The sequence below is a fragment of the Mesoterricola sp. JemC181 genome, assembly GCF_055384585.1.
The window spans coordinates 3,104,305-3,126,012 of record NZ_AP045076.1; the positions used below are offsets into that span (position 1 = coordinate 3,104,305).

Below are 21,708 nucleotides of genomic sequence, written 5' to 3' on the forward strand. Positions count from 1 at the left end.
AGGCGGACCGCCTCCGGGACCTCCAACACGGAGGACAAGGCCGCCGCGCACCCTCTCCGGCAGGGAACCCGTGGCCACGGAGATGCCTATGGAAGGACCGCGCGTGCAATGGCCCTGGCGCTCCTCCTTTACGGGGGGGAATGCCTTCAAAGTGATGGCAACAGGCCGGACAGGACCGGAAAGTTCAACCATAAAACCAATTTTATAAATAGTTACAGTTTGGCCCAGTTGGTGCGTCGTTCCCCCTTTCCGGGCCACCCGGACCCGTCAGCCACCCCCTGCCCCAGGAGAAGTCATGACCCTTTCCCACGTTCCACTTCCCACCTCCTTGGCCCTGCTTCTGGTGGCCGGAATCTCCTGCCAACCCAAGGCCAGCGATGCCGCCGTCCAGGCCCAGGTGGCGGCGCAGCTTCAGACCAAGGCGGCGGAGGACCGGGTCGCCGCCCTGGAGAAGCAGGTCAGCGACATGAAGGATGGCAAGAACGTCACCACGGGGAACCAGGAAGCCGTCAACCAGATTTCCGCGGCGCACCTGCGGGCCCTGGACCGTCAACTGGCGGAGGCCCGGCGGCACGCAGCGGACCGCCGCAGGGACGCGGACACCGCGGCCTCCATCCCGGCCCAGGAGCGCCCCCGCCACGCCATGATCGAGGTTCCGGCCGGCGCGCGCCTCACCGTCACGGTGGGCGCCGAACTGACCACGGACCGAAACCAGCCGGGCGATCCCTGGTCGGGCACCCTGGCGGAGGCCGTCCAGGTTGGGAACACCGTGGTTTGGCCTTCGGGCACGGCCGTCAGCGGGGTGGTGGCCCAGAGCCTGCCCGCCGGCCGTCTATCGAGCGGAACCGGCGGTCTGGGCATCCGGCTGACCACGGTGGGCAACGACGTGGTGGATGCGGGCACCTACATGGTCGTGGGCGACAGCCGCGGCAAGCGGGACGCCAAGTTCATCGGCGGCACGGCGGCTCTGGGCGCCCTGGTGGGGCTGCTTACGGGCAAGAACCACCAGGGGGACCACGCCCTGGGCGGCGCGGCGGCGGGTGCCGTGGCCGGAACCGCCCTGGCCGCCGGAACCGCCGAGACGGTGATCCGCATTCCCGCGCACCAGACGGTCACGTTCTCCCTCTCTTCCCCCGAACAGGTGACCTTCAAGTAGGACCTCAGAGGGTGTCTGCTAAAAGGAAGGCCCCGCGATGATGGCACCGGCCATGGCAGGACAAGGACCGCGAGGAGAGCGATTCGGGTAATCGGTCGACGAGTGGAACGCTGGACTGCCGTGGCCGCTGCCATCACCCGTAGGGCGGCGCCCAGAGGCCCGCTTCTCGTGTGCAAGACCCTTGAAAGTATGACTTATACTTCCTGCGGGCCTTGCGCTCGATAATCGGGCCTCTGGACGCCGTCGCGGGGCCTTCCTTTTAGCAGACACCCTCTCAGGGGTGTCTGCCCTTGGGTTCGAAGCCGCCACGCCGGGATCACGGCCGGAATCCGGGCGTCACGGAAGATCGCCCCACTCCCCGCTCAGGCCATGAGCAGGCCGGTACCGTATGAGTTGTCCACCGCGCATCGCCAGGCACCGCTCCCATCCCGCGTGAACACGTAGGTGGCCTCCCGTGCGATGAGGACCTGGGCCCCCGAGGGGTCCTTGGCGCGGAGCTCGGCCTTGCCTAGAACCAGCGCCGTGGCCCCGCCCTCGATGACCACCAGCTTGTCCTGAGTGACATGCAGGCTGTGGTTGAAATGCTCCGCGATGGCCGTGAAGGCCTTCCGGATCTGGTCCTTGCCGGTGGCGTTCAAGCCGGGACGGACCACGAGGGTCGCATCCTCGGCATAGAAAGCCATCACGGCGTCCAGGTCCTCCCGGTTGATGGCATCATCGGCGGCGTGAATGATTGCTTCGAGTTCGTGCATGGACTTGACTCCCTTGTCAAGGGTATCGCCTATCCACGCGCCCCACCGCCATCCCCTTCGCCGCCTGCCGGCGGTTTCGATGGCCTTGGCCTGGGTAGGCCCGGATCCTGCACCGGCTCCTTCAATCCAGGTCTTTCTCCCCCAGGTTTTTCAGGGCCTGGGTCGCGGCCTCGCCCTTGGGCGGCGGCACGATCGCAACCTCCCCCAGATCCGCGATCACGTGTACGGTCCGGTCGGCCACCACCTCCACGTCCAGCAGGTACGGGAGCCCGCGCGACCGGGACTGGACCGAGAAGGCCTGCACCTTCACCTGGCCCGGAGGCATACGCAGTGTGAACGATTCTCCGGGGCGGAGAACCCCGACCAGCCGCCCCCCGATTTCCACCTCGTAGGTCGCTGCCGCGCCCATGATCAGGTGTTTGGGACGGAAGAAGCACAACCGGCCTTTCAGCGGTCCCCGGACCGGCTCGCTGCCGGCGGCGGCCAGCACGGACACCACCGTCGGGCCCAGCTTCCCGGACACCACCCCGAAGCGCGCCACCAAGGGCAACTCCACCCCCTCGGCGCAGAAGGCCCGGGCCCGGGCCCGATCCAGTTCGAGGATTCCCTTGGTCTGGCGCACGTGGGAGGCGGCCCAGGGTTCGATCTTCAGGTCCACCGGCAGGCGCCTCGTATCCAGGTCATAGCTGGCCGGGTAAAGCCGGGCCGTGCCCACCCGGAGGGGTGGCAGTTCGGCCAACCGGGCGGCGGCTTCTGCCGGCGTCTCGAAAACGCCTTGGGACAGGGCTCGTTCCGCCGCAGCGCCCGCAAGATAGGGCCCCGGCAGGGGGGATGGCGGCGCCATGGCCGGAGCGGGCGAGCCCGCTCCCGATACGAAGTAGAAGTCGCTGCGCAGGCTGCTGCTCTCCCACGGCACCTGGACGTTCTGGGTGTCAGCCATGACCCCGTTCCGCACCCGCTTGAAGATGTCCTCCACCTTCAAGCCCGGTGCCTCCAGATTGGCCAGCAGGTGCCGGGTGTAGAGCCCGTTGCTCCCCGTCCCGTCGGCGGCGGTGCGGCCTGGGGCCGTGGCGAAGGCGATGTAGCTGCCCGCAGGCGCGTCCATCTGGGCCAGCCCCGCCGAAGCGCCGCGGGAGCCGGTGGCGAAGGGGTTGTTGCGGCAGGCGTCCAGAATCATGAGGTTGAGCCGGTTGCCGGCAGCCTCCAGCTTGGCAAGCACGGCATCGGCGTCAAGGGCCCCGTACGCCACCTCCTCCTCGCCGGAGAAGTCCCCGCCCACGGGCATCAGGTAATTGCGGCCCTTCACCTGCATGCCGTGGCCGGCAAAATAGAACAGGCCGACCCCGCCACCCTGGAGGTCGCTGCCGAATTGGCGAAGGGCCTTGACCATCTGGTCCCGGGTCGCGTTCTCCAGTTCGGCCACGGCGAACCCGCAACGCTCCAGGGCGCCGGCCATGGCGCGGGCGTCGTTGACCGGGTTCTTCAGGGGCGCTGCAGCGTAGGCGCCGTTGCCGATCACCAGGGCGATGCGCCGCTCAGGCTGGGCCTCGGCCACCCGCACACCACGGTCCGCCTCCTGGACCGCAGCAGAGAGGAAGAGCAGCAGGAGGGCCAGGCTCGCGCGGATCATGGGCAGCCTCACTCGGGGGTGTACCTTCCACAATAACACCAAGCTAACGCCCGAAGGACCTGTGGGCCTAACCCTCGCCCCGGCGCACAATCAAAGCCTTCACGATCTGCTGCACCTGGGCCAACGGCTCGCCGGCCCGGGTGGGGACCTGCAGCTCCTTCCTGGGGCCGCCCTTCAGCCGCTTACGGACCCGTTTGCTCACGGAAAGGCTGACACCCGGTCCGCTTCCGTTCGGCTGCCCTTCCCGGCAGCCGCTGGTGTGGCAGGAACCGGCAGCCCGAAGGCAGCCAAACCTGCGCCGTCGCCCGATCGACGAACGAGCCGCCTCCTGACCTCAGTGAAGAAGGATGATGGCTGCGCAGGCTATTCCGACACCTCGGATCGAACAGTCAGGGAACGCGGCTCCATCCCGATTACACCGTCGGCACGGTCCCTCCGTTGATGACATACTCGGTGCCCTTGATCGAGGCGGCGCGAGGCGAGACCAGGAACGTGATCAGGTCGGCTACCTCGTGAGGCCGAGCTGGGCGGCCGAGCGGGATGCCCCCAAGGGAATCCATGATGATCTTCTTCCCACCCTCGTAGTCGGTTCCAGCCTTGTTCGCAAGCCGCTCGGCGAGCCGAACGGATGCCTCGGTCTCAATCCACCCCGGAGAGACGCGCACCACACGGATGCCCTTTGGCGTGACCTCCTTCGACAAGCCCTTGCTGTAGGGCTCGACTCGGCATCACGTGCCCGCGCTCAGATCATATTCTCGCTGGGCTTCACAGGTTGCAGTACGATATCGGCGACCGCGGCCTGCCCGACCTTGAAAGCAGCCTGGTATTCGGGATCCTCGACCATCGCTTTGAACGTCGACCGTCGCGGATACCGGACGAGCACGACGGCATCCCACCCCTTCGTTTCCCCGGTGGTGAGCACCGGCAGGCCGTCGCCGCCGAACAGGATTTCTGCGCCGAATCCAGCCAGGATCGGCTTCGCCATTCGCATGTATTCCCGATGGTTCTCGCGGCCGCCATCGGGCGCGAACCGCGGAAGATTCAGCATCACGACTGGTGAGTCATCGTCTCCCGCCAGGAAGGTCTCGAATGCGGCAGGTGAAAAGGCAACCATGTCTCTCTCCTTTGGTGTGGCACTCGAAGCGAGTGCGGTGTTCGAGCACAGCCTTGCACTGTGCCAGGCAGGTTCTCCCTGGGGGACCGGATTCATCCGGCCTCGCCGACCCGGCCATGGCGAAATCGCTCACCGCAATGCATCGCGAGGTCGCCCGGATATGGACGGTGGCAAGTCTTGCAAGAATCGCCTTGGCGAAAGACGAACGCTCCCACGGAATCAAGACCGTTGGGGAGATCGCCTTGTCCGTGGGTTTTCACTCTTCGAGCGCTTTCAGTACAGCCTTCACTCGCATGGTCGGATGTTCCCCCAAGCGGTTTAAAGCCTGAAGGACCGGCAAGGGTGGCTGAAGTCTATTCGGTAGGCCCTGAGGAATCTGCTGTACCATGTCCTCCCCCACCGGGGAGCCCAGAGTTTCCGACCCTTCGTGTGGCGGTTCCCAACTGGATCTTGAGGTCGTTGCCTACAGACATTTAAGGCTCATTTATTGCCTGTGGATTGGAGCAGCCATGAGACTAAGCACCAAACTGTTCGTCGGCTTCGGAATCGTCCTGGTTTCCGCGCTCGGCGTCTCCATCGCCGCACTTCTGGCCATTTCCTCCCTCCGTTCCAATATCAACAACCTTCTCTTGCTGAGGTTGCCCCAGTTGCAGAGCTCCAAGGAAATCACCATGAACGTCTATGCCAGCGCCGTCTACATCGATGACGCGCTTCTCGAAACGGACCTCGTCGCCGCCCGGGCCGAGTTGGCGATGACGGGGTTGAGCCGAAAAAGCACGCTCGAGAACATGGAGAAATTGAAGGCGTCGCTTCGCACCGAGGAGGACCGGGCCCTCTACAAGCTGATCATCGACAAGAGGACCCCCTATGCAGAAATGCGCGATGTCCTGATCAAGGCTGTGCAGGAGGGCCGGAAGGCGGATGCACACCAGGTTCTGGCCACCATCAAACCCTTGAGGAAGGCCTTCTTCGATGCCTTGAAAGCCTTTGACGAGCATGTCCAGGCACAGGCCATCCGTGCCGGGGCCGACACCGAAGCCAGCGTTCGCAACGCCTGGATCATCCAAGGAACCATCCTGATCACCGCCCTGGTCCTGGGCATCATGGCCATGTTCTGGTGCATCAGGAGCATCGCGGTGCCCTTGAAGGAATTCCAGAAGACCGTGGCCCTTCTTGGGGAAGGCGACTTCACGGGCAAGGTCGGCGTGGCGACCCGGGACGAGTTCGGCCAGATGGGCTCGGCCCTCAACACGGCCATGGCCTCCCTCCGCACGGCCTTCACGCGGTTGAGGAACAACGCGCTGCAGGTGGCCAGCGGCTCCACCGAACTCAGTTCCGCCAGCGGGCAGATGGCTTCGGCGAGCAGCGAAATCAGCCATTCCTCCGAGGAGCAGCGGCACGCCCTGGAGAAGGTGGCCTCGGCGATGCTTCAATTCGCGGCCTCGATCGAACAGGTGAGCCAGCATGTGCGCCAGTCGAGGGGCCAGGTGGAACGGGCCGAGCTGGCGGTGATCGAGGGAACGAACGTCGGGAGCGCCAGCAGCCAGGCCATGAATTCCATCCGGGAAACCAATGAGCTGATGGTCCAGGCCGTGACGGTGATCCAGGACATCGCCCGCCAGACCAACCTGCTCAGCCTGAATGCGGCCATCGAAGCCGCCAAGGCCGGGAGCCTGGGCAAGGGCTTCTCGGTCGTCGCCGAGGAGGTCAGGAAGCTTGCGGAACGGTCGGGCCAGGCCGCACGCGAGATCGCCGACCTCATCACCCGCACCAACGGAGCGGTGCAGGATGGGGTGAACCGGGTCCAGGACTCCGTGCGGGTGCTCGACAGCATCCGGGAATCCACTCAGGTCATCGCCGGCATGACCAAGGAGATCGAGACCGCCATAACCGAGCAGGCCACCACCAGCCAGGAGGTTTCCCGGCAGTTGGAGAAGGTGAGCGGCCAAGTGGCTCACAACAGCGCTGCCACCATGCAGATGTCCGCCTCCATCCAGGAGGTCACCCGCACGGCCGATGAATTGGCCAAGGCGGCGGAGCAGCTTCGTGATGCCGTCGCCAACTACCGGGTCTAGAAAGGAATCGAAGGGATTTCAGGCCGGGCCAGGACCCGCACCCGGCTCGTGATCGGGGGACATCAAAGGAAGGTGAACCCGGAAGACACTGCCCCCGCCCTCCTGGCTGGTCAGGGTGACGGCCCCCCCATGGGCCTGAACCAGGCCCAGGACCACCGGGAGGCCGAGGCCCCGGCCCGTGAATTTGGTTGTGTAGAAGGGATCGAACAGCTTTTCGAGCTCCGCTTCCGGGATTCCGCTTCCGCTGTCCTCCACCTCCAGCCACGCGTAGTCCTGGGCCTGGGGCTGCCAGTTGATGGGGAGGCGGTGCTCGACCGGAATCTCCGGAGCCGGGAGGGTCCGGATCCGGACCTGGACGGTGCCGGGCGCCTGTCCCAAAGCCTCGATCGCATTGTTCATCAAGTTGAACAGAACCTGCCTGATCTGGTCGCCGTTGGCCAGAACCCTTGGGCCCGGGCAAGGGAAAGCCTCCGTCACCGCCACGGTTCCGGGAACCTGTTCCGCGTACGCAGCCAGGGCCTTCCGGCCCTGTTCCGAAAGGTCGAGAGGATCCTTTTCCAGCGAGGTCTGCCCCAGATAGACCAGCATCAGGCGACTCATCTCCGAGGCGCGTTCAGTTGCCTGCCGTGCCCTGGCCAGGACCCGGCCGGGGTCCGTTCCGCGGGCGGGATGACCCAGGATCTCGAGATTGGCCATGACCGAATGCATCTGGTTGTTGAAATGATGGGCGATCGCCCCGGCCATCCGCCCCAGGCTTTCCGCCTTCTGCAGTTTCTGGTACTTGGCCTCCAGTTCGGCCTTGTCCCGCTCGACCTTGCGGCGTTCCGTGAAGTCGCGGGTGACGCTGATGATATGCGGGACGCCCTGCATGAGGAGCGTCCTGGCGGAAATCATCCCGATGAATTCCGTGCCATCCTTGCCCTGAAATACGAATTCCAGGTTCTCGCATATTTCATGCTCTTTCATGGTGGCCATGAAGGCGCGGTGCTCTGAGGGGCAGAGCCACCTGCACACCTCCTGGAACGACCTGCCGAGGATTTCGCCCCGGGTTTGACCCGTCATCCGCAAATAGCCTTCATTGGCGTCCACCAGGACCCCATCCTCCATGCGGATAAGCAAGGCCGCATCCGGGCCCGCGTTGAACATGCGCCGCAGGTTCTCCTTCTCGTCCTGGTTGTCGGAAACCAGGCGCTGATTGACCATCAAAATGAAGCCAAAAGTCCATAAAATGCTGGTGATAGTCGGGACAATGAATGTCATTATCTGGGGCAGCGCATAGTCGCGATAGGATTGCATCGGCCCAGAAATTATCGTAAATATAATAACAAATATCAACTGCAATCCAGAAAACAAGAAGACGGTCCCAGTGAACAGGGAAGCTGCGGAAAAACGCCTTCGGCGGCTTCTGAACAGGATCCGGGCATTCAGAAGCGAGAACACGGCTATACCGGCGAAAGCGCTGATCGTACGGACTGAAATATTATCATTAAAGAACAGGAAATAGTAATACACCCCCGAAAAAACGAAAAATGCAAGAAACAAAAGCCCCCGATGCAGCCTCTCCCCAAGAAACCTGCTGGTCCCGACAAACAGGCAGATGCGTCCGAGGATGAGCAGAGGGATGCTCACCACAGACACGGCCGCAACCGCGTCAACGACCGCGAGGGAGAGTGTCATGAACCCCAGCGCCATGGCCAGGGAACCCAGGAGCCACCAGCCGAGACCCTGGTAGGTATTATTGACTTTATATTGGATAAAAATCGCAATAACTTGGGTGATCCCGACCAGACTCAGAATCATTACCAGGGTTGGAAGATCCAGTTTCATGAATATCCTCTGATTGCTCTCCAAGCCGGGGTTCACCGCACAAGCCTTGATCCCCAGCTCGAGTTCCTTGAAAGATCCTCCCACGAAACGGCCCCCTTCCGCCTTGGACCGCTTCGGAGCGGCAGGGCCCGCCTCCTCGCTCTTGCCTGGGCCGCCCTTATGGGCACCCCTCCCGGGCGGGCCAGGGACGGCGAGGCCGCATGCCAGGTCTCCTGGACCGCAGGGCTCCGGGCTTTCCGTTGATGGGCCCGGTCGGGACCTTCCTGTCGCCCAGCCTGTGGAGGCTGGTCTTACGGTTTTGAAACCCCGATTCCATTCCTCCGAGGGTTCGGAAGGGGGATCCGAACGGCCGCACTGATCCCGGGAATCAGCGTTTCCGGAACGCGTCGCGAACCGCCTCAGTGCATTGGGCGACCTCCACGAATTCCGCGAGGACCCCTGAATTCTCCGGCTTCACGGAGACCTTGATGGGCAGCCAGGAATCCTCCGGTGATTCGACCCAGGACCAGAATCCGGGATGGGTGCTCCGGGGGGCGAACCGCACCGTGAAGACACCCTCGCCCTGGACTTTCACCACGTGCTTGAACGATGGGTCGATCCAGGGCGCCGTGAGGCTCAGCGTGATGGGCTCCCCGCCACGGTAGCGGCCGACCATGAACCAGTACGGCGGCCCCGGCATTCCCGTGGACGGATCCAGGGAGGCCGTGGGCGCAAGTCCGTCGATCTGGAGCGTGCGGGAGGCATGCCGCAGGGGCGATCCATCCCGGGTTCGAAAGGCGAGCCGGGTCCCATCCGGGAGGGCCCATTCGCGGGTCTGGAAGTCGGCCTCGAAGGCCCTGATGCGTTCCTGGTTTCGCCGAAGCGCATGCTTGGCCGTTTCGGTGACCCGGGCGCAGTCGTCGTAGGTGAGCGTTTTGCCCTTCCTGACATCCGATGCGGTGATCCGGAAGGGAATCCAGCTGTCCCCGGGCTCGTCGATCCAGGACCAGGCGTCCGGGTTTTCACTCTGCTCCAGGATCTGTAATTTTCTGAAGAAGACCTCATTCCGGTTGGTCTGGACGGTGGGGCGGTCCCTGGTGATGAAGGAGTTCACGGACGCCTTGGTACCCGGCATCGAGATCGAGAAGATGCCGTCGAAGTCGCTCGTGTAGTCATATTCGAAGGCCCACGAGAGCGAAAAGGTCCTCCAGTTCGGAGCCCGGCCGAAGCTGGGTGCGATCTCGATGATTTTAATGAATTCGTTGTTGCAGTGGACCGGCGCCCCCAGGCGGGTGCGGACCGTCAGGGTTCGGCCGTCCTTGAGGGTCACGACGTGGTCCGCGGCCGCCGGGACGGTGCCCACGGTCAACGGGAGAAGGAGCAGGACCGGTCGCACAAGGTTCGTGACCGCCGGGGGGAAAGGCATGAGCGCCCCGGCCTATTGTTCGCCGGCGCGCACGACCACGGCCTTCACGACCAGCAGGCGGTCCTTGCCGCCGCGGGCGCCCGCCGCCAGCCTGGCGTGGTTCTCTTCCTCCAGCAGCCCACCGAAGACCACGGTCTCGCCGTCCTTGATGCGCACGGACGTCTTCAGGCTCTGCGTGCTGGCGCCGGGTCCGGACGGTTCGCCGCCCTTGGAGGGGTCCGTGATTTCGCACTCCACCTCCAAGGTGACCTCATGGTCGGGAAACAGCCTGGGTTTCACCTTGATCCGCGCGCCCAGGATGTCCGCCTGGGCGGAGGGTCCGGGTCCGGAATTGCCGGAGGGAGCGGCCTTGGGGGCCTTCGCCAGGCCTGCCTCCGGATTCGGGGCGGGTTTCCAGCTGGTCCGCACCTCGCCGAATTCTCCGGAGAGCACCCGCAGGTCCGGGCTTGCCAGAAGCCTGCTGCTCCCGTCCTGCATCACGCGCGCAAGGGCCTGTTCGGCGGGCACGGCGTTCGCGCCCGGGCTGGCGGGCGTCTCCACCGTCCGCAGGAGTCCGGCGGACACCGCAGCCTTGCGCGAGACTTCGACCAGCTCCATCACAAGCCTCACCTCGCCCTGGCGGCGGTCCAGGCTGGTGACGATCTGCCGGGCCTTGGCCAGGTCGCCGGCATTGCCCAGGGCGGTGACGGCGTTGAGCCGCTTGTCGGTGAACACCCGCAGGTGGGGCATGAGGGCATTGAGCGTCTGGCGGATGGTGTCCACCCCGGCGTTGGCGAGGTAGAAGGTGCGGAGGGCCTTGGTCTCGAATTCCTGAAGGTTCTGGGGCGTCTTCTTGAAGACCATGAGGGACGCGGGGTCCGTCACCTTGTAGAAGAGATCGTTCTGGAGCATGAGGGTGTCCAGCGCCCGCAGGAAGCCCATGCCCCGGAGATCCGCCGTGGTGGAGAGATCCTGGGCCGAGACCGAGGCGTGGAGGTTGATGCTGACACCCGACTGCTTGCCCAGGCTCTGGAAGACCTCGCCCAGCTTCGCCCCTCGCGTGAAATCCAGGTTCATGCCGGCCAGGGACCGGGGTTCGTTCAGCTCCGGAGGCGCAGAAGGGGCATCGCCCTCCCGCCCTTGGCCGGCGGGTTGTGCCTGGAGCAACCCGAGACCGAGGCTCGCCACCAGGCCGAACCGAGCCAGAAAAGGGGTCAGCGATGGGCGGGCGAACAGCTGCATGGTCCCTCCTTGGATGCGGGAGATCCGTGGAACTCCCATAGGCTGTCGGGTGATCGGATAAACGAACCCTACCACTCTGTACCGGCTTGCGCCACGGCATAGAGAATTCCTTCGAACGGTCGAAATCAGGGCTTGAATGGTTAATTGTTTGATAAATAGGCAGGCGTAAGGCAAGGGCGGAACGAAAATGCCCTCCTCCTGGTCCGCCGAACGGTTCCCGGGCATGGCCCAGGGCCTCCATGGCCGGCGTGCGCTCTTCGGGCTTCCCGCAATGACCGAAGCCGGGCGCCAGGACTGGGTTCAGCTGGTTGTCGGCGCATTTCTCCCGTTGCACCAGCCGGTTTGAATCCCGGGGAGAATCCAATGGGCCATCCCAGGGTGCAGGGGTCGGCGCCATGAGCCGCGCCAGGATCGCGGACTTCCCGGCCAACCCCTGATGGCGGGGGGCCCCGGGAGCGGTTCGAGGCTGGGCCTGTCCGTTTTTCGCGACAGGCGGCAGGTGCCAGGCCTATGATCTTCAGCGCAGCGAATAGAGAGTGCCTCATGCAGATCACGCCCTTCACGATCCGTATTCCCGATGAGGTCCTGTCCGGCCTCCGGAACCGCATCCTCAACACCCGCTGGCCTGGACAGGCCCCGGGAGCCCCCTGGGCGCAGGGAACCGACCTGGCCTACCTGAAGCGCCTCCTCGACCACTGGGCCAATCGTTTCGACTGGCGGGCCCAGGAACGCCATTTGAATACCTTCAAGCACTTTCGCGCTGAAATCGGTGGCGTCGCGATCCACTTCGTTCACGAACGTGCGCGGGAGGGAAAAGGGATCCCCCTGGTCCTGACCCATGGCTGGCCAAGCTCGTTCCTGGAATTCCTGCCGCTGGTGCCCCTCCTGACCCGCCCGGAAGCCAACGGTATCGACGGCCCGGCCTTCGACCTCGTCATCCCGTCCCTTCCGGGATACGGCTTCTCGGAGCGGCCAGCACAGGCCGACTACCTGACCGTCGCGCGGATGTGGCATGAGCTCATGCAGGGACTCGGCTACGGGCGGTATGGGGCCGGGGGCGGAGATTTCGGCGCAGGGGTGGTCAGCTACATGGCGCTCGAGAATCCGGCGCCCATGATCGGCCTCCATCTGACCACGATGGAACTCTGGCCGCCGCTGGGTGTCGGGACTCCCCCGTTGACCGGGGCCGAACGAGCCTATGTCGACCGGATCCGCCAATGGGACGAAGTCGAGCGGGGCTATTCCGCCATCCAGTCCACAAGGCCCCAGACCCTGGGCTATGCTCTGAACGATTCGCCTGCCGGACTCGCGGCCTGGATCCTCGAAAAGTGGCGGGCGTGGAGCGACTCGGGCGGTAACCTCGAGGAGCACTTCCCCGAGGATTTCCTCCTCACGATGCTCACCCTCTACTGGGCGACGGAGTCCATCACGCCGTCGATGCGCGACTATTTCGACAACCGGTGGAACGGAGCGGCAATCCAGCCTGGGGTCCGGATAGGGGTGCCCACGGGATTCGCTAACTTCGACAACAACTTTGTTTCCGAAGGGGCCCCACCCCGGGAATGGGCGGAGCGGCTTTATGACGTGCACCGTTGGACCGCCATGCCCCACGGGGGCCATTTTGGCCCGGCGGAGGATCCTGGCCGCCTGGCGCGCGAAATTGGAGCCTTCTTCTCGGCACTTCCCGGATCCGGGTGAAGTGGTGGAGGAGATGGCCCGTTGACACGCCCGGCTACCCCGACTCGGCCGCAACATGTGCCCCCGAAACAGGCACGACTCCATCCATGGAGAGGGGTATACGGACCAAGTGGTGAAGCAGGCCGCGGCAGCAATGGGCTATACGACCTGGAGCCATCATCGGCTCAGGGGATCCCTGGCCACAAATCTCCTCAACCGGGGTATCCCGCTGATCAAGGTCGCCGCGATCATGCGCCATAGTTCTCCGAGCACCACCGCCAAGTTCTACTATGAACAGGACCTGAAGAGCATGGGGGAGGCGATGGAGAAACCCAAGCTGTCAAGCGACACCAGATTTCACCCCCCTGACGACACCAATTCTGACGGGGGGTCAATTTACGGTGTCCCTCGACAAAAGGGCGCATATTTTGTCCAAATCCAGGAAGAATCAAATAGTTTGTTACTTAAATTATGCAAGCACAATAATTCACAACAGAATTACCATTTGTACGATTGAACGACCATCTCAACGCAGATGCGCATCCGGAGAAAGATCATGATAAATTCGTTTGCGGAGGTTTCCCAAAAATTCGCTCAATTTGTTGAATAGATCATCGTTAAAAATTTTAACTACCTCATCTGATGTCATTTCATGGTTAGGTTTCAATACATCTAATTTTAGATCATTAAATTCTATTTCGCTCTTTCTGTCAAGATACATGGTATTTTTCATCGTTATTGCAATAAATTTATTGTTTAATCCGATCAAATTCATCTTTTCTTCAGCACTGATATTCCCACTCACGATAGGAACCATGAATTCTGCCAGTTCCATCCCCGAAGTGTAAATTTCCTGGTAGGCCGTCAACCGGTGTTCTGCAAGGGCCCCCTGATAACGGAAAGCGCTTTGGAGAATTCCCAGATTCCGTTCTTCCTGGTTTCGAATCCCTTGAATTTCCCGTTCCTGTTCGTGCTTGATCCTGATAATTTCACGATCGGAATCGGCTTTTGCCCGGGCACTATCCATTTCGAATTTCTGTTGCATTTCGAGCTTATATTTTTCCAACATTCTATTACAATAAAAACCAACAAATATTATAATGATTGCGAGCACACCCTTATCAATCAAAGTCAGCAATACTGACGAAGTGAATTTCTCATTCTGACCATTTTTCCCCATTCAGGCCTCCTCCATTGTAAACAGTGCGGCCTGACCATACATCAAAATGACAATTACAGCGTTGACTGGCCAAGGCGCGCAATTCATGACAACTCTTCATGTCATTGCGTTGAGGACCGTTTCTGCCATTATTGCGGAAACAAGAAGTGCCGCTTCCATGAAAATTATAGGTTCTGTGGCGCGCATTGCCTCGGAATAAATTTCGCGTCCAGTCCTCGACGATACGTGTTCGATGGACAAAGCCAGGGGCTCCCCGCGCCGTTCAGGCGGAGGGCAGTTCACGAGGGAAGGCAGAAGAGCCTTCATGAAAGTAATATGATCAGCCCCGTCACCGACACACCCGCAGACCTGGACGTTCCCGGCACTCCGCCACAGGTTTTCTGACCAATTCACCCTGCATGCCACAACCAAAATTCGCGGGCAACATAGCCGACGCCATTTGCTTCCCTGCATGGGCGGCGCCGGCCCCACCGTGGCCTCAGCCAATCGGGATTTCCATGCTCCATCCCTCTGAACCGTAGCAACTCCAGTTCTGCTTGGCCAACCGGGCCATGAGAACGTTGAAGGCCACCTCCGTGAGTCCCAGTTCCTCCTTCGCCTGGGCCTCGCGCAGCAGGGCCATGAACTTGCCCTTGAACAGCTTGCCCATCCGCTTCACATGAAAGAGGAAGTTCTGGGCGGTGGGGATCCAGCCTGAACCGTCCAGGGCGAGGCCACCGGCGGGAACCAGACCGTGGACGTGGGGGTGGAAGCGGAGGTCCCGGGTCCAGGTGTGGAGCAGGAATGTGGCGCCCAGGGTGGCCTTCAGGTGGGTCCGACCCAGTTCCAGGACCGTATCGCTGGAGGCCCGGAACAGGATGCCGTAGAGGAGGCGCGGCCGGCTCCGCCCCAAGGGCCGCAGGTCCGCGGGCTGGGTGAACACCACATGGAAGTGCTCCACGGGCAGGAGCCGCTTGGCCCGGGCCTCGATCCAGCGTTCCTGGGCCAGCGCCTGGCATTTCGGGCAGTGGCGGTTGCCGCAGGAGTTGTAGCTGGGATGCTCCCGGCCGCATTCCAGGCACACGTCGAGATGCCCGCCCAGGGCGGGTGTCCGACAACGGCTGATGGCCGTGAGAACCTTCCGCTGGAGGGGGGTGGTTTCCCCTTCCAGGTCTGGCAGATGCCGTCTCACGATCTCCGCGATGTCATGCCGGGGCCGCGGATGGGCCACGGAGCCGCTATGGATCCAGACGGTCCAGAGGGCTTTGCACGGCGGCGATCTGGCTGGTGGAAACCTGGGTGGAGATGGTCGTGGACTGGATGCTCCTATGGCCCAGGAGGGTCTGGATGGCGCGCAGGTCCGTGCGGTTCTCCAGCAGCGAGGTCGCGAACGAGTGCCTCAGCATGTGCGGGGTTACGACCTTGCCGATGCCCGCTACGGCCGAGGCGCACAGCAGGGCCCGGCGAGCCGTCTCCGGGCAGAGGGGGTTCCCTTTCCGGGTGGAGAACAGCAGGGGCGGCGTGGGCCGGTCGTATTTCCAGTAGTCCCGGAGAAGTCCAAGGAGCTTGGCGCTAAGCATGACCATGCGCTGCCCCCCGCCTTTGGCGTGCCGGACATGGATGACGCCCCGCAGGGCATCGCGATGTCCTGGGTCTCAAGGTGCCGGGCCTCGTTGATCCGCAGGCCCGTGGCGTAGATCAGGCTGAAAAGATGCTGTATTTGGCCACGGTGAAGCACTCCAGGACACGCTTGACCTCCAGCGGGGTGAGGATCACTGGGAGTGGGGCGTCCTTTCGAGGCATGGAGATGAAGGCCACCACCTCGGGCCGGCCTATCGTCTTTTTGAACAGAAAGCTGAGCGCCGAGTAGTGGCAGCGCAGGCGCTCGGGACCGATGGGCTGAGTCTGGAGCCACTCGACCCAACTCCGGACTTCCTCCTGAGTTGCCTGGTCGGCCGATTTCCCGATCCGCTCCTCGAACCGGCGAAGTGAGGCCAGATACTGCTGGCGGGTTCCCAAGGCACGCCCGGCCATCTTAATAGTCAGTAAATCGGGTTCGCGGAACCCAGGCCTTCGGCTGGGTCGGTGCGATGACGCGCAACCCGATTTACGGTCTTGAACAAGCCCGGAGCGGCAGGGGCCGGCGCGACTGGGCTGCTATGGGCAAATCGAGCTTGGCAGGCCGCCTGAGGATGGTGGAAACGCCTTGGCCATCGTCTCCCTGACCTTCGATTTCACGCTCTGTTCTGGCCGCGATGGTTCCGCTCCTGTCCATGAGCAGACCCTCTCCAGCCCACCGTGGTGGCAGGTTGCGGCGCGAGAAAGCCTGGTCGTTGTGGGGACGGTCAGCATGGGGCGTCAACTTCGGGAGGTGCCCGGGGGGCGGTGGGATCCAGGCGGACCCGGTGGAGCATGCCGCCGCAGACAGGGCAGGCGCGCATCTCTTGCTCCAGCCATGTCACCGGGGATGGAGTTGCCTTGACCTTGGTCTCGCCCAGGGCCTGCCGGGCCTGGTCCAACAGACCTCCGGGCTGGGCGGCGGCGTAGAGGCCGGCGTGGCGGATTTTTCGGAAGCCCGGGGGGAGGACGTGCTGGACCAGGCGGTGGAGGAATTCCGGCGGCTCCAGGGTCGCGGTGAGGCCGTGCTTGGTGCGAAAGGTCACCTGGTCGTCCGTGACATCCACCAACCGGGAATTGGCGATGCCCACCCGGTGGGTATAGCGCCCGAGGTAATGGAGCACGTGGCCGGACTTGCGGAACGGCTTCTTGACGTAGGCGATCCAGCGCTTCTCTTTCACCTGTGCGATCAACTGGGCGTAGGCGGCCACGGTACGTTCCGGGAACTTGCCCCCATCCCGGGCGGCCCCCAGGGCGGCCAGGACCTTGCCGCGGAACACGTCGCCCAGCATCTTCAGGGGAAACAGGTAGCGGTGCTTGAGCCGGATGAAACGGCCGCCATCCAGGCTCAGGCCGCCGGTGCTGACCAGCGCGTGGACATGGGGGTGGAAGGCCAGTTCCCGGGTCCAGGTATGCAGGATCAGAGTCAGGCCAAAGGTCAGGCCCTTGCGGGTCCTGCCCAGCTCCAGAAGCGTATCGGCCACGGCGCGCAGCATGGCTTGGTAGACCTCGGCCGGGTGGAGCCGGGCCAGAGCCCGCAGTTCAGCCGGCAGGGTGAACACCACGTGGAAGTGGCCAATGGCCAGGATCCGTCGACTGCGCGCGGCGATCCACTTCTCCTGGGCCAGGGCCTGGCACTTCGGGCAGTGCCGGTCCCGGCAGGAGTTGTAGGCGATCCGCTCATAGTCGCCGTGCTCGCAGACCAGCTTGTGGCCGCCGAGGGCGGCGGTGCGGCAACGACTGATCGCGGTCAGCACCTTCTTCTGTCCCGGGGCAAGGCGATGCCTGGCCTCCAGGGCGGGGCGGTGCCTGCGGACGATCTCGCCGATGTCGAACCGGGGCCGGGGCCCCACGCCTCAATCCGGCAGGTCTTCCAACGGGCTGCGGATGGCAGCAACCTGGCTTGGTGCGACCTGGGTGTAGATCTGAGTGGACCGGATGCTGCCGTGGCCCAGGACAACCTGGATCCGGCGCAGGTCCTCCCCGTTCTCCAGCAGATGGGTGGCGAAGGCGTGGCGGAGCATGTGCGGACCCACGATCTTGCCGATGCCGGAGGCGGCTGCCGCGCACAACAGGGCCCGGCGCGCCGTCTCAGGGCAGATGGGGTTGCCCAACTTGGAGGCGAACAACCAGGGCTTCGGCGGCTGCTCGTGCTTGTAGTAGGTCCGCAGCAACCCGTAGAGCTTGCCGTCCATGGGCACCATCCGCTCCTTGCCACCCTTGCCATGGCGGACATGGATGACCTTCTGCATGGCATCAATATCACGGGTTTCCAGCAGGCTGGCCTCATTGATACGCAAGCCGGTGGCATAGATCAGGGTGAAGAACATGCGGTACTTGGCGGTCGTGAACCCGTCCAGGAGCCGCTGGATCTCAGGCCGGCCGAGGATCGAGGGCAGGTGCGCCTTGGCCTTGGGGATGGTGATCCAGGCCACCTTCTCCGGCTGGCCCAGTGTCCTTGAATAGAGAAATTTCAGGGCCGAGTAATGCTGCCCAAGCCGGGACGCCCCGACCGCCTGGCCGCGGAGATGGTCAACCCAGCGCCGAACCGCCTCCTGGCTCGCATCCGGCAGGTCCTGGCCGAGGAACTCCTCGAAACGCCGGGCCGAAGCGACATACAACTCGATGGTTCTTTCCGCCCGGCCCGCCATTCGGAGATCGCCGGAAAATCTGGACAGAGATACACTTGTCGGGCGACATCGGAAACTGAGCACTTGGCGTCATAAGTTCTGACCCCCCTGAACGCCAAGGAGAGGTCATGGAGCAAATCTATAACAACCTGGGAGAGGTCTGCCCAGGAGTTCGGATGTTGGATGAATCGCAAGTAGCGCTCCTCTTCAGCTTGCATAAACGAGGCTGGAGCGTGAAAGCGATTTCCAAGGAGTGGGGCTGGTCCCGAAACACGATCCGGGGCTGGCTCGACCGCGGCCTTCCTACAAACCGGCCTGTGATGGGGCGGCCCCGGAAGCTGGCCCAGGAGGAGAACTACCTCCGCAGCGAATTCACCTGCGGGGTCCGCAACGCCGATGTCCTGCGGCAGCAACTGGCCGCAAAAGGCGTGGAGGTCGGGCTGCGCACGGTGGAGAGGGCCGTCGAGACCTGGCGGCAGGAGCATCGCGCGGCCGAAGCCGCCACCCTCCGATTCGAGACGGATCCCGGCGAGCAGCTCCAGATCGACTTCGGGGAGAAGTGGATCGTGGTGGGTGAGGCGCGGGTGAAGGCGTTCGTGTTCGTGGCGACCCTCGGTTATTCCCGCCGGACCTTCGCCCGGATTTACCCGGCGATGCGCCAGCAGCACTGGCTGGAGGGCTTGGAGGCTGCCATGCAGCACTTCGGCGGGGCCACGAAGGAGTGTCTCGTCGACAATGCCAAGGCCCTGGTCATCCACTGGAAGGACGACGAGCCGCACTACCACCCCGAGTTCAAGGCGTTCTGCGCCCACTGGGGCATGCGGCCCCGGGCCTGCCGGCCCTACCGGCCTCGAACCAAAGGCAAGGTGGAGAGCGGCGTCAAATATGTCAAAGGCAATGCCCTGGGGCGCCTCGCCTACACGAGCTGGGATGCCGTACACGCCCACCTGGACTGGTGGATGGCCGAGATTGCCGATGTGCGGATCCACGGCACTACGCAGGAGCGACCCATCGACCGTTTCGAGCGAGAGGCCGCGGAGCTACTCCCGCTGGGGAACCATGCCAGCTACCTGAAGGTCCGGCGCCTGATCCGAAAGGTCACCAGCGATTGCCGGGTGGAGCTGGACACGAACCGCTACAGCATCCCCTACGAGCTGGTCGGGCAGTCCGTGAACCTGGAAGTGGTCTGCGGCGAAATGACTGTTCTCTGGCGGGGCAAGCTGGTCGCGGAGCATGACATTCTGCCGGGCCGGTTCGGGACCATCCAAGTGCCCAGTCACCTCGAGGGCCTGGTGCGCAAAACCCACAACATGCCGGGGCCGAACGAGCTGGAGCGGTCACTCCAGGACTACACCCTGGCGGTGGGGGAATGACCATGATGGACCCCCAGATGGAACGGGTGAACCGGCACCTGACCCGGCTCAAGCTCACGTCGACCCGGGAAAGACTGGCCTCGATTCTCGAGCGCGCTGCCAAAGCCGACGGCACTTTGATGGATTTCCTGGACACCGTCCTGACTGATGAGGTGGCCTCCAAGGATGAAAAGCGGAACCGCATGGCGACGATGATTGCCCACTTCCCGCTGAAGCGCACCCTGGATGACTTCGACTTCACCCAGCAGCCTTCCATCGACCGGAAGCTCCTGCGGGAGCTGGAGACCGGCCGGTTCATCGCCAACGGCGAGAACGTACTCCTGCTCGGCCCCCCAGGCGTCGGCAAAACACATCTGGCCATTGGTCTGGGGCGGAAGGTGATCGAGCAGGGCGCCACCTGCCTGTTCGTGCCCGCCATGGGCCTCGTCGCGCAGCTGACGCGGGCCGAGATGGAAGGCCGCTTGGAGGAGCGCCTGGCCCACCTGGCGAAGCCTGCCGTACTCGTCATCGATGAGGTCGGGTTCCTGCCCTTTGAGCGTCAGGCGGCGAATCTGCTGTTCCAGTTGGTGAACCGCCGCTACGAGAAGGGCAGCATCATCCTCACCAGCAACCAGCCGGTGGGGAACTGGGGTCAGGTGTTCGGTGACAACGTCCTGGCAACGGCCATCCTGGACCGGTTGCTCCACCACAGCCACGTCATTTCCATCAAGGGCGAGAGCTATCGGCTGCGTGAAAAGCGCCTGTCCGGCTTGCTCCGCAAGGGGGAGGGGCTGGGTTCCTGAATCCCGCCGCCGACCCAGAAAGGAAACCAGGTGCGCCTGCATCGATGGCCCCAAGGCCGCGACCCACCCCCCGGGGCGGGTGCGGCGGCATGGAAAGGCTGATGGATTGCCTGATGGATTTCGCTGCGCGAAACGGGCCTCTGGCCCGCCCTCCGGGTCAACAGGCAACGCCCCTGCGGGGCGCCCTCCGGGTCAACAACCTATCCACCCCACCGGGCTGCGCCTGGAAAACGCTCTGGCGTTTCCCACACCCGCCCCTGCGCAGGACGAGCATCAGTAGCTTAATTGGTTCATTGAATTTGGGACGGCGGGCGCTGCGCTGGCCGCTTCCATTCCGGCACTTGCCGGGCATTAACACTCAAAGGGGGGGTGCTCAGAACTTATGACGCCTGGCTGCTCAATACTTAAGTCGGTTGACAACACTATCTGCACGCATGCAGTTCCTCCTTGGTTATGGGGACGGTGCTGACACACCGCCATAACCAAGGAGCCTGCTTTTATATACTTCCGCAAGTCCCCCGGTGAGCGACCGGACTGGACGGGCGTTTTTCACCCTGCCGCGAAGCGGCTTCGTTCAAGATCGGACTCGAGTCGCGCCAAAGCAGAGCTGTGGCTCATGTAGTACCTCCTTGAATGTGGGGCCGGTGCAGCAACACCGCCACATTCAAGGAGCCTGATTTCAGCGATTCCCGCTAGCCAATTCCGAGCGGACCAGGGACCGGCGCGCTCCTCCCCCGCTGCGGAACGCAGCTTCGTTCAACTGAGCAACCGTCGGAAACACCGCTCGTCCTGCTCCTCACCCACTGCCCGGCTACAGAGAAATAATTGGCTGTCGCTCCCCTTGACAGGCCAAAACATATCAACGCTGGGTTAGGACCGGCGCTTGAATATTACCTCGTTGGGACAGTGCGGTGGTTCAGTGGATAGCGAGGGCCATTACTTTCAGACGAATTGAAACAACCCAGAATCGGTAGAAGGATCGATCGCGCGAAGGCAGAGTTTTTTCAGGATGCGGGAGATTAGTTGATCGGCCTCGATACCGCCGCTGACATGAAAAGCAAAGGAATCAAGGTCTTCTGTTTCTCCAAGACTCACCTCGATGTAATAAACGTTGGGTTTAACTAGGCGAACCCAGGTTGGATCTGAAACATCTGCTTCAGGGAAGGCCTGGAGAATCGCGTCAATTACCGAGGCTCGACGCCCAATTGGACCAGGGTAGAAATCCTCATAGATTTCACCCACTGTACGGATGTCCTTCGGGAGGTCCTGGACGAATACGTCGCGGCTCAT

20 protein-coding genes and 2 pseudogenes are annotated in these 21,708 nt (G+C 63.2%); 7 read left to right on the forward strand and 15 right to left on the reverse strand.

Annotated features, from left to right (window positions below; all coding sequences use genetic code 11):
- Positions 1 to 295: 295 nt before the first annotated feature.
- Entirely contained in the window at positions 296 to 1,156 is an 861-nt protein-coding gene (locus tag ACZ5MC_RS13645) for a hypothetical protein (RefSeq protein ID WP_464516042.1), read from the forward strand.
- Positions 1,157 to 1,518: 362 nt separating this feature from the next.
- On the opposite strand, the gene ACZ5MC_RS13650 is transcribed toward ACZ5MC_RS13645, so the two are convergent.
- The 5 genes and pseudogenes from ACZ5MC_RS13650 to ACZ5MC_RS13670 all read right to left on the reverse strand — a co-directional run bounded on the left by ACZ5MC_RS13650 (position 1,519) and on the right by ACZ5MC_RS13670 (position 4,652).
- Positions 1,519 to 1,908, reverse strand: coding sequence for a YybH family protein (locus tag ACZ5MC_RS13650; protein WP_306601056.1), 390 nt, complete (start codon positions 1,906 to 1,908; stop codon positions 1,519 to 1,521).
- Between the two features lie 121 nt (positions 1,909 to 2,029).
- On the reverse strand, positions 2,030 to 3,538 hold the full coding sequence (locus ACZ5MC_RS13655; RefSeq protein WP_464516043.1) for a caspase family protein: 1,509 nt from the start codon (positions 3,536 to 3,538) through the stop codon (positions 2,030 to 2,032).
- A gap of 67 nt (positions 3,539 to 3,605) precedes the next feature.
- Entirely contained in the window at positions 3,606 to 3,740 is a 135-nt protein-coding gene (locus ACZ5MC_RS13660) for a hypothetical protein (RefSeq protein WP_464516044.1), read from the reverse strand.
- Positions 3,741 to 3,951: 211 nt separating this feature from the next.
- Positions 3,952 to 4,251 (reverse strand): annotated as a pseudogene (locus ACZ5MC_RS13665) (SDR family oxidoreductase); the annotation flags it as partial.
- Positions 4,252 to 4,280: 29 nt separating this feature from the next.
- The gene (locus ACZ5MC_RS13670) at positions 4,281 to 4,652 is read right to left on the reverse strand and encodes a DUF1330 domain-containing protein (protein WP_464516045.1); all 372 of its coding nucleotides are present in this window, start codon (positions 4,650 to 4,652) and stop codon (positions 4,281 to 4,283) included.
- 137 nt (positions 4,653 to 4,789) lie between these two features.
- Between ACZ5MC_RS13670 and ACZ5MC_RS13675 the strand changes: the two genes are divergently transcribed.
- Both ACZ5MC_RS13675 and ACZ5MC_RS13680 read left to right on the forward strand, forming a co-directional pair.
- Positions 4,790 to 4,981 (forward strand): helix-turn-helix domain-containing protein, encoded by a 192-nt coding sequence (locus ACZ5MC_RS13675; RefSeq protein ID WP_464517789.1) that lies wholly within the window; start codon positions 4,790 to 4,792, stop codon positions 4,979 to 4,981.
- A gap of 57 nt (positions 4,982 to 5,038) precedes the next feature.
- A complete protein-coding gene (locus ACZ5MC_RS13680; RefSeq protein ID WP_464516046.1) occupies positions 5,039 to 6,727 on the forward strand; it encodes a methyl-accepting chemotaxis protein in 1,689 nt (562 codons plus the stop codon).
- An 18-nt stretch (positions 6,728 to 6,745) separates the two neighbouring features.
- On the opposite strand, the gene ACZ5MC_RS13685 is transcribed toward ACZ5MC_RS13680, so the two are convergent.
- From ACZ5MC_RS13685 to ACZ5MC_RS13695, 3 genes are all read right to left on the reverse strand, one after another.
- Positions 6,746 to 8,554 (reverse strand): two-component system sensor histidine kinase NtrB, encoded by a 1,809-nt coding sequence (locus tag ACZ5MC_RS13685; RefSeq protein ID WP_464516047.1) that lies wholly within the window; start codon positions 8,552 to 8,554, stop codon positions 6,746 to 6,748.
- A 367-nt stretch (positions 8,555 to 8,921) separates the two neighbouring features.
- Positions 8,922 to 9,959: a hypothetical protein gene (locus ACZ5MC_RS13690; protein ID WP_464516048.1), complete on the reverse strand. Its 1,038-nt coding sequence runs from the start codon at positions 9,957 to 9,959 to the stop codon at positions 8,922 to 8,924.
- A 12-nt stretch (positions 9,960 to 9,971) separates the two neighbouring features.
- A complete protein-coding gene (locus ACZ5MC_RS13695) occupies positions 9,972 to 11,180 on the reverse strand; it encodes a secretin N-terminal domain-containing protein (RefSeq protein ID WP_464516049.1) in 1,209 nt (402 codons plus the stop codon).
- A gap of 543 nt (positions 11,181 to 11,723) precedes the next feature.
- Here ACZ5MC_RS13695 and ACZ5MC_RS13700 point away from each other — a divergent pair.
- Complete coding sequence (locus ACZ5MC_RS13700) at positions 11,724 to 12,878, forward strand: epoxide hydrolase family protein (protein WP_464516050.1); 1,155 nt, start codon at positions 11,724 to 11,726, stop codon at positions 12,876 to 12,878.
- A gap of 112 nt (positions 12,879 to 12,990) precedes the next feature.
- Positions 12,991 to 13,374 carry a tyrosine-type recombinase/integrase gene (locus ACZ5MC_RS13705; protein ID WP_464516051.1) on the forward strand — a complete coding sequence of 128 codons (384 nt, stop codon included), beginning with the start codon at positions 12,991 to 12,993 and terminating at the stop codon, positions 13,372 to 13,374.
- A 9-nt stretch (positions 13,375 to 13,383) separates the two neighbouring features.
- Here ACZ5MC_RS13705 and ACZ5MC_RS13710 read toward each other — a convergent pair whose 3' ends face one another.
- From ACZ5MC_RS13710 to ACZ5MC_RS13735, 6 genes and pseudogenes are all read right to left on the reverse strand, one after another.
- Complete coding sequence (locus tag ACZ5MC_RS13710; RefSeq protein WP_464516052.1) at positions 13,384 to 14,037, reverse strand: hypothetical protein; 654 nt, start codon at positions 14,035 to 14,037, stop codon at positions 13,384 to 13,386.
- Between the two features lie 502 nt (positions 14,038 to 14,539).
- Positions 14,540 to 15,247, reverse strand: a pseudogene (locus tag ACZ5MC_RS13715) (IS91 family transposase); the annotation flags it as partial.
- 7 nt (positions 15,248 to 15,254) lie between these two features.
- Entirely contained in the window at positions 15,255 to 15,602 is a 348-nt protein-coding gene (locus ACZ5MC_RS13720; protein ID WP_464516053.1) for a tyrosine-type recombinase/integrase, read from the reverse strand.
- A 112-nt stretch (positions 15,603 to 15,714) separates the two neighbouring features.
- Complete coding sequence (locus ACZ5MC_RS13725) at positions 15,715 to 16,050, reverse strand: phage integrase N-terminal SAM-like domain-containing protein (protein WP_464516054.1); 336 nt, start codon at positions 16,048 to 16,050, stop codon at positions 15,715 to 15,717.
- A gap of 311 nt (positions 16,051 to 16,361) precedes the next feature.
- Positions 16,362 to 17,486: an IS91 family transposase gene (locus tag ACZ5MC_RS13730; RefSeq protein WP_306598613.1), complete on the reverse strand. Its 1,125-nt coding sequence runs from the start codon at positions 17,484 to 17,486 to the stop codon at positions 16,362 to 16,364.
- Between the two features lie 3 nt (positions 17,487 to 17,489).
- Positions 17,490 to 18,347, reverse strand: a complete 858-nt coding sequence (locus tag ACZ5MC_RS13735; protein ID WP_464516055.1) for a tyrosine-type recombinase/integrase — start codon at positions 18,345 to 18,347, stop codon at positions 17,490 to 17,492.
- A 149-nt stretch (positions 18,348 to 18,496) separates the two neighbouring features.
- Between ACZ5MC_RS13735 and istA the strand changes: the two genes are divergently transcribed.
- Both istA and istB read left to right on the forward strand, forming a co-directional pair.
- On the forward strand, positions 18,497 to 19,636 hold the full coding sequence (gene istA, locus ACZ5MC_RS13740) for an IS21 family transposase (RefSeq protein WP_464516056.1): 1,140 nt from the start codon (positions 18,497 to 18,499) through the stop codon (positions 19,634 to 19,636).
- A gap of 17 nt (positions 19,637 to 19,653) precedes the next feature.
- A complete protein-coding gene (gene istB, locus ACZ5MC_RS13745) occupies positions 19,654 to 20,418 on the forward strand; it encodes an IS21-like element helper ATPase IstB (protein WP_464517770.1) in 765 nt (254 codons plus the stop codon).
- 942 nt (positions 20,419 to 21,360) lie between these two features.
- Here istB and ACZ5MC_RS13750 read toward each other — a convergent pair.
- Positions 21,361 to 21,708, reverse strand: coding sequence for a hypothetical protein (locus tag ACZ5MC_RS13750; protein WP_464516057.1), 348 nt, complete (start codon positions 21,706 to 21,708; stop codon positions 21,361 to 21,363).

What these genes read in the sequence shown, in the direction of transcription:
- ACZ5MC_RS13645 (WP_464516042.1), top strand. Translation starts at nt 296, where the DNA reads ATGACCCTTTCCCACGTTCCACTTCCCACCTCCTTGGCCCTGCTTCTG.
- ACZ5MC_RS13650 (WP_306601056.1), bottom strand. Translation starts at nt 1,908, where the DNA reads ATGCACGAACTCGAAGCAATCATTCACGCCGCCGATGATGCCATCAAC.
- ACZ5MC_RS13655 (WP_464516043.1), bottom strand. Translation starts at nt 3,538, where the DNA reads ATGATCCGCGCGAGCCTGGCCCTCCTGCTGCTCTTCCTCTCTGCTGCG.
- ACZ5MC_RS13670 (WP_464516045.1), bottom strand. Translation starts at nt 4,652, where the DNA reads ATGGTTGCCTTTTCACCTGCCGCATTCGAGACCTTCCTGGCGGGAGAC.
- ACZ5MC_RS13675 (WP_464517789.1), top strand. Translation starts at nt 4,790, where the DNA reads ATGCATCGCGAGGTCGCCCGGATATGGACGGTGGCAAGTCTTGCAAGA.
- ACZ5MC_RS13680 (WP_464516046.1), top strand. Translation starts at nt 5,039, where the DNA reads ATGTCCTCCCCCACCGGGGAGCCCAGAGTTTCCGACCCTTCGTGTGGC.
- ACZ5MC_RS13685 (WP_464516047.1), bottom strand. Translation starts at nt 8,554, where the DNA reads ATGAAACTGGATCTTCCAACCCTGGTAATGATTCTGAGTCTGGTCGGG.
- ACZ5MC_RS13690 (WP_464516048.1), bottom strand. Translation starts at nt 9,959, where the DNA reads ATGCCTTTCCCCCCGGCGGTCACGAACCTTGTGCGACCGGTCCTGCTC.
- ACZ5MC_RS13695 (WP_464516049.1), bottom strand. Translation starts at nt 11,180, where the DNA reads ATGCAGCTGTTCGCCCGCCCATCGCTGACCCCTTTTCTGGCTCGGTTC.
- ACZ5MC_RS13700 (WP_464516050.1), top strand. Translation starts at nt 11,724, where the DNA reads ATGCAGATCACGCCCTTCACGATCCGTATTCCCGATGAGGTCCTGTCC.
- ACZ5MC_RS13710 (WP_464516052.1), bottom strand. Translation starts at nt 14,037, where the DNA reads ATGGGGAAAAATGGTCAGAATGAGAAATTCACTTCGTCAGTATTGCTG.
- ACZ5MC_RS13720 (WP_464516053.1), bottom strand. Translation starts at nt 15,602, where the DNA reads ATGGTCATGCTTAGCGCCAAGCTCCTTGGACTTCTCCGGGACTACTGG.
- ACZ5MC_RS13725 (WP_464516054.1), bottom strand. Translation starts at nt 16,050, where the DNA reads ATGGCCGGGCGTGCCTTGGGAACCCGCCAGCAGTATCTGGCCTCACTT.
- istB (WP_464517770.1), top strand. Translation starts at nt 19,654, where the DNA reads ATGGAACGGGTGAACCGGCACCTGACCCGGCTCAAGCTCACGTCGACC.
- ACZ5MC_RS13750 (WP_464516057.1), bottom strand. Translation starts at nt 21,708, where the DNA reads ATGAGCCGCGACGTATTCGTCCAGGACCTCCCGAAGGACATCCGTACA.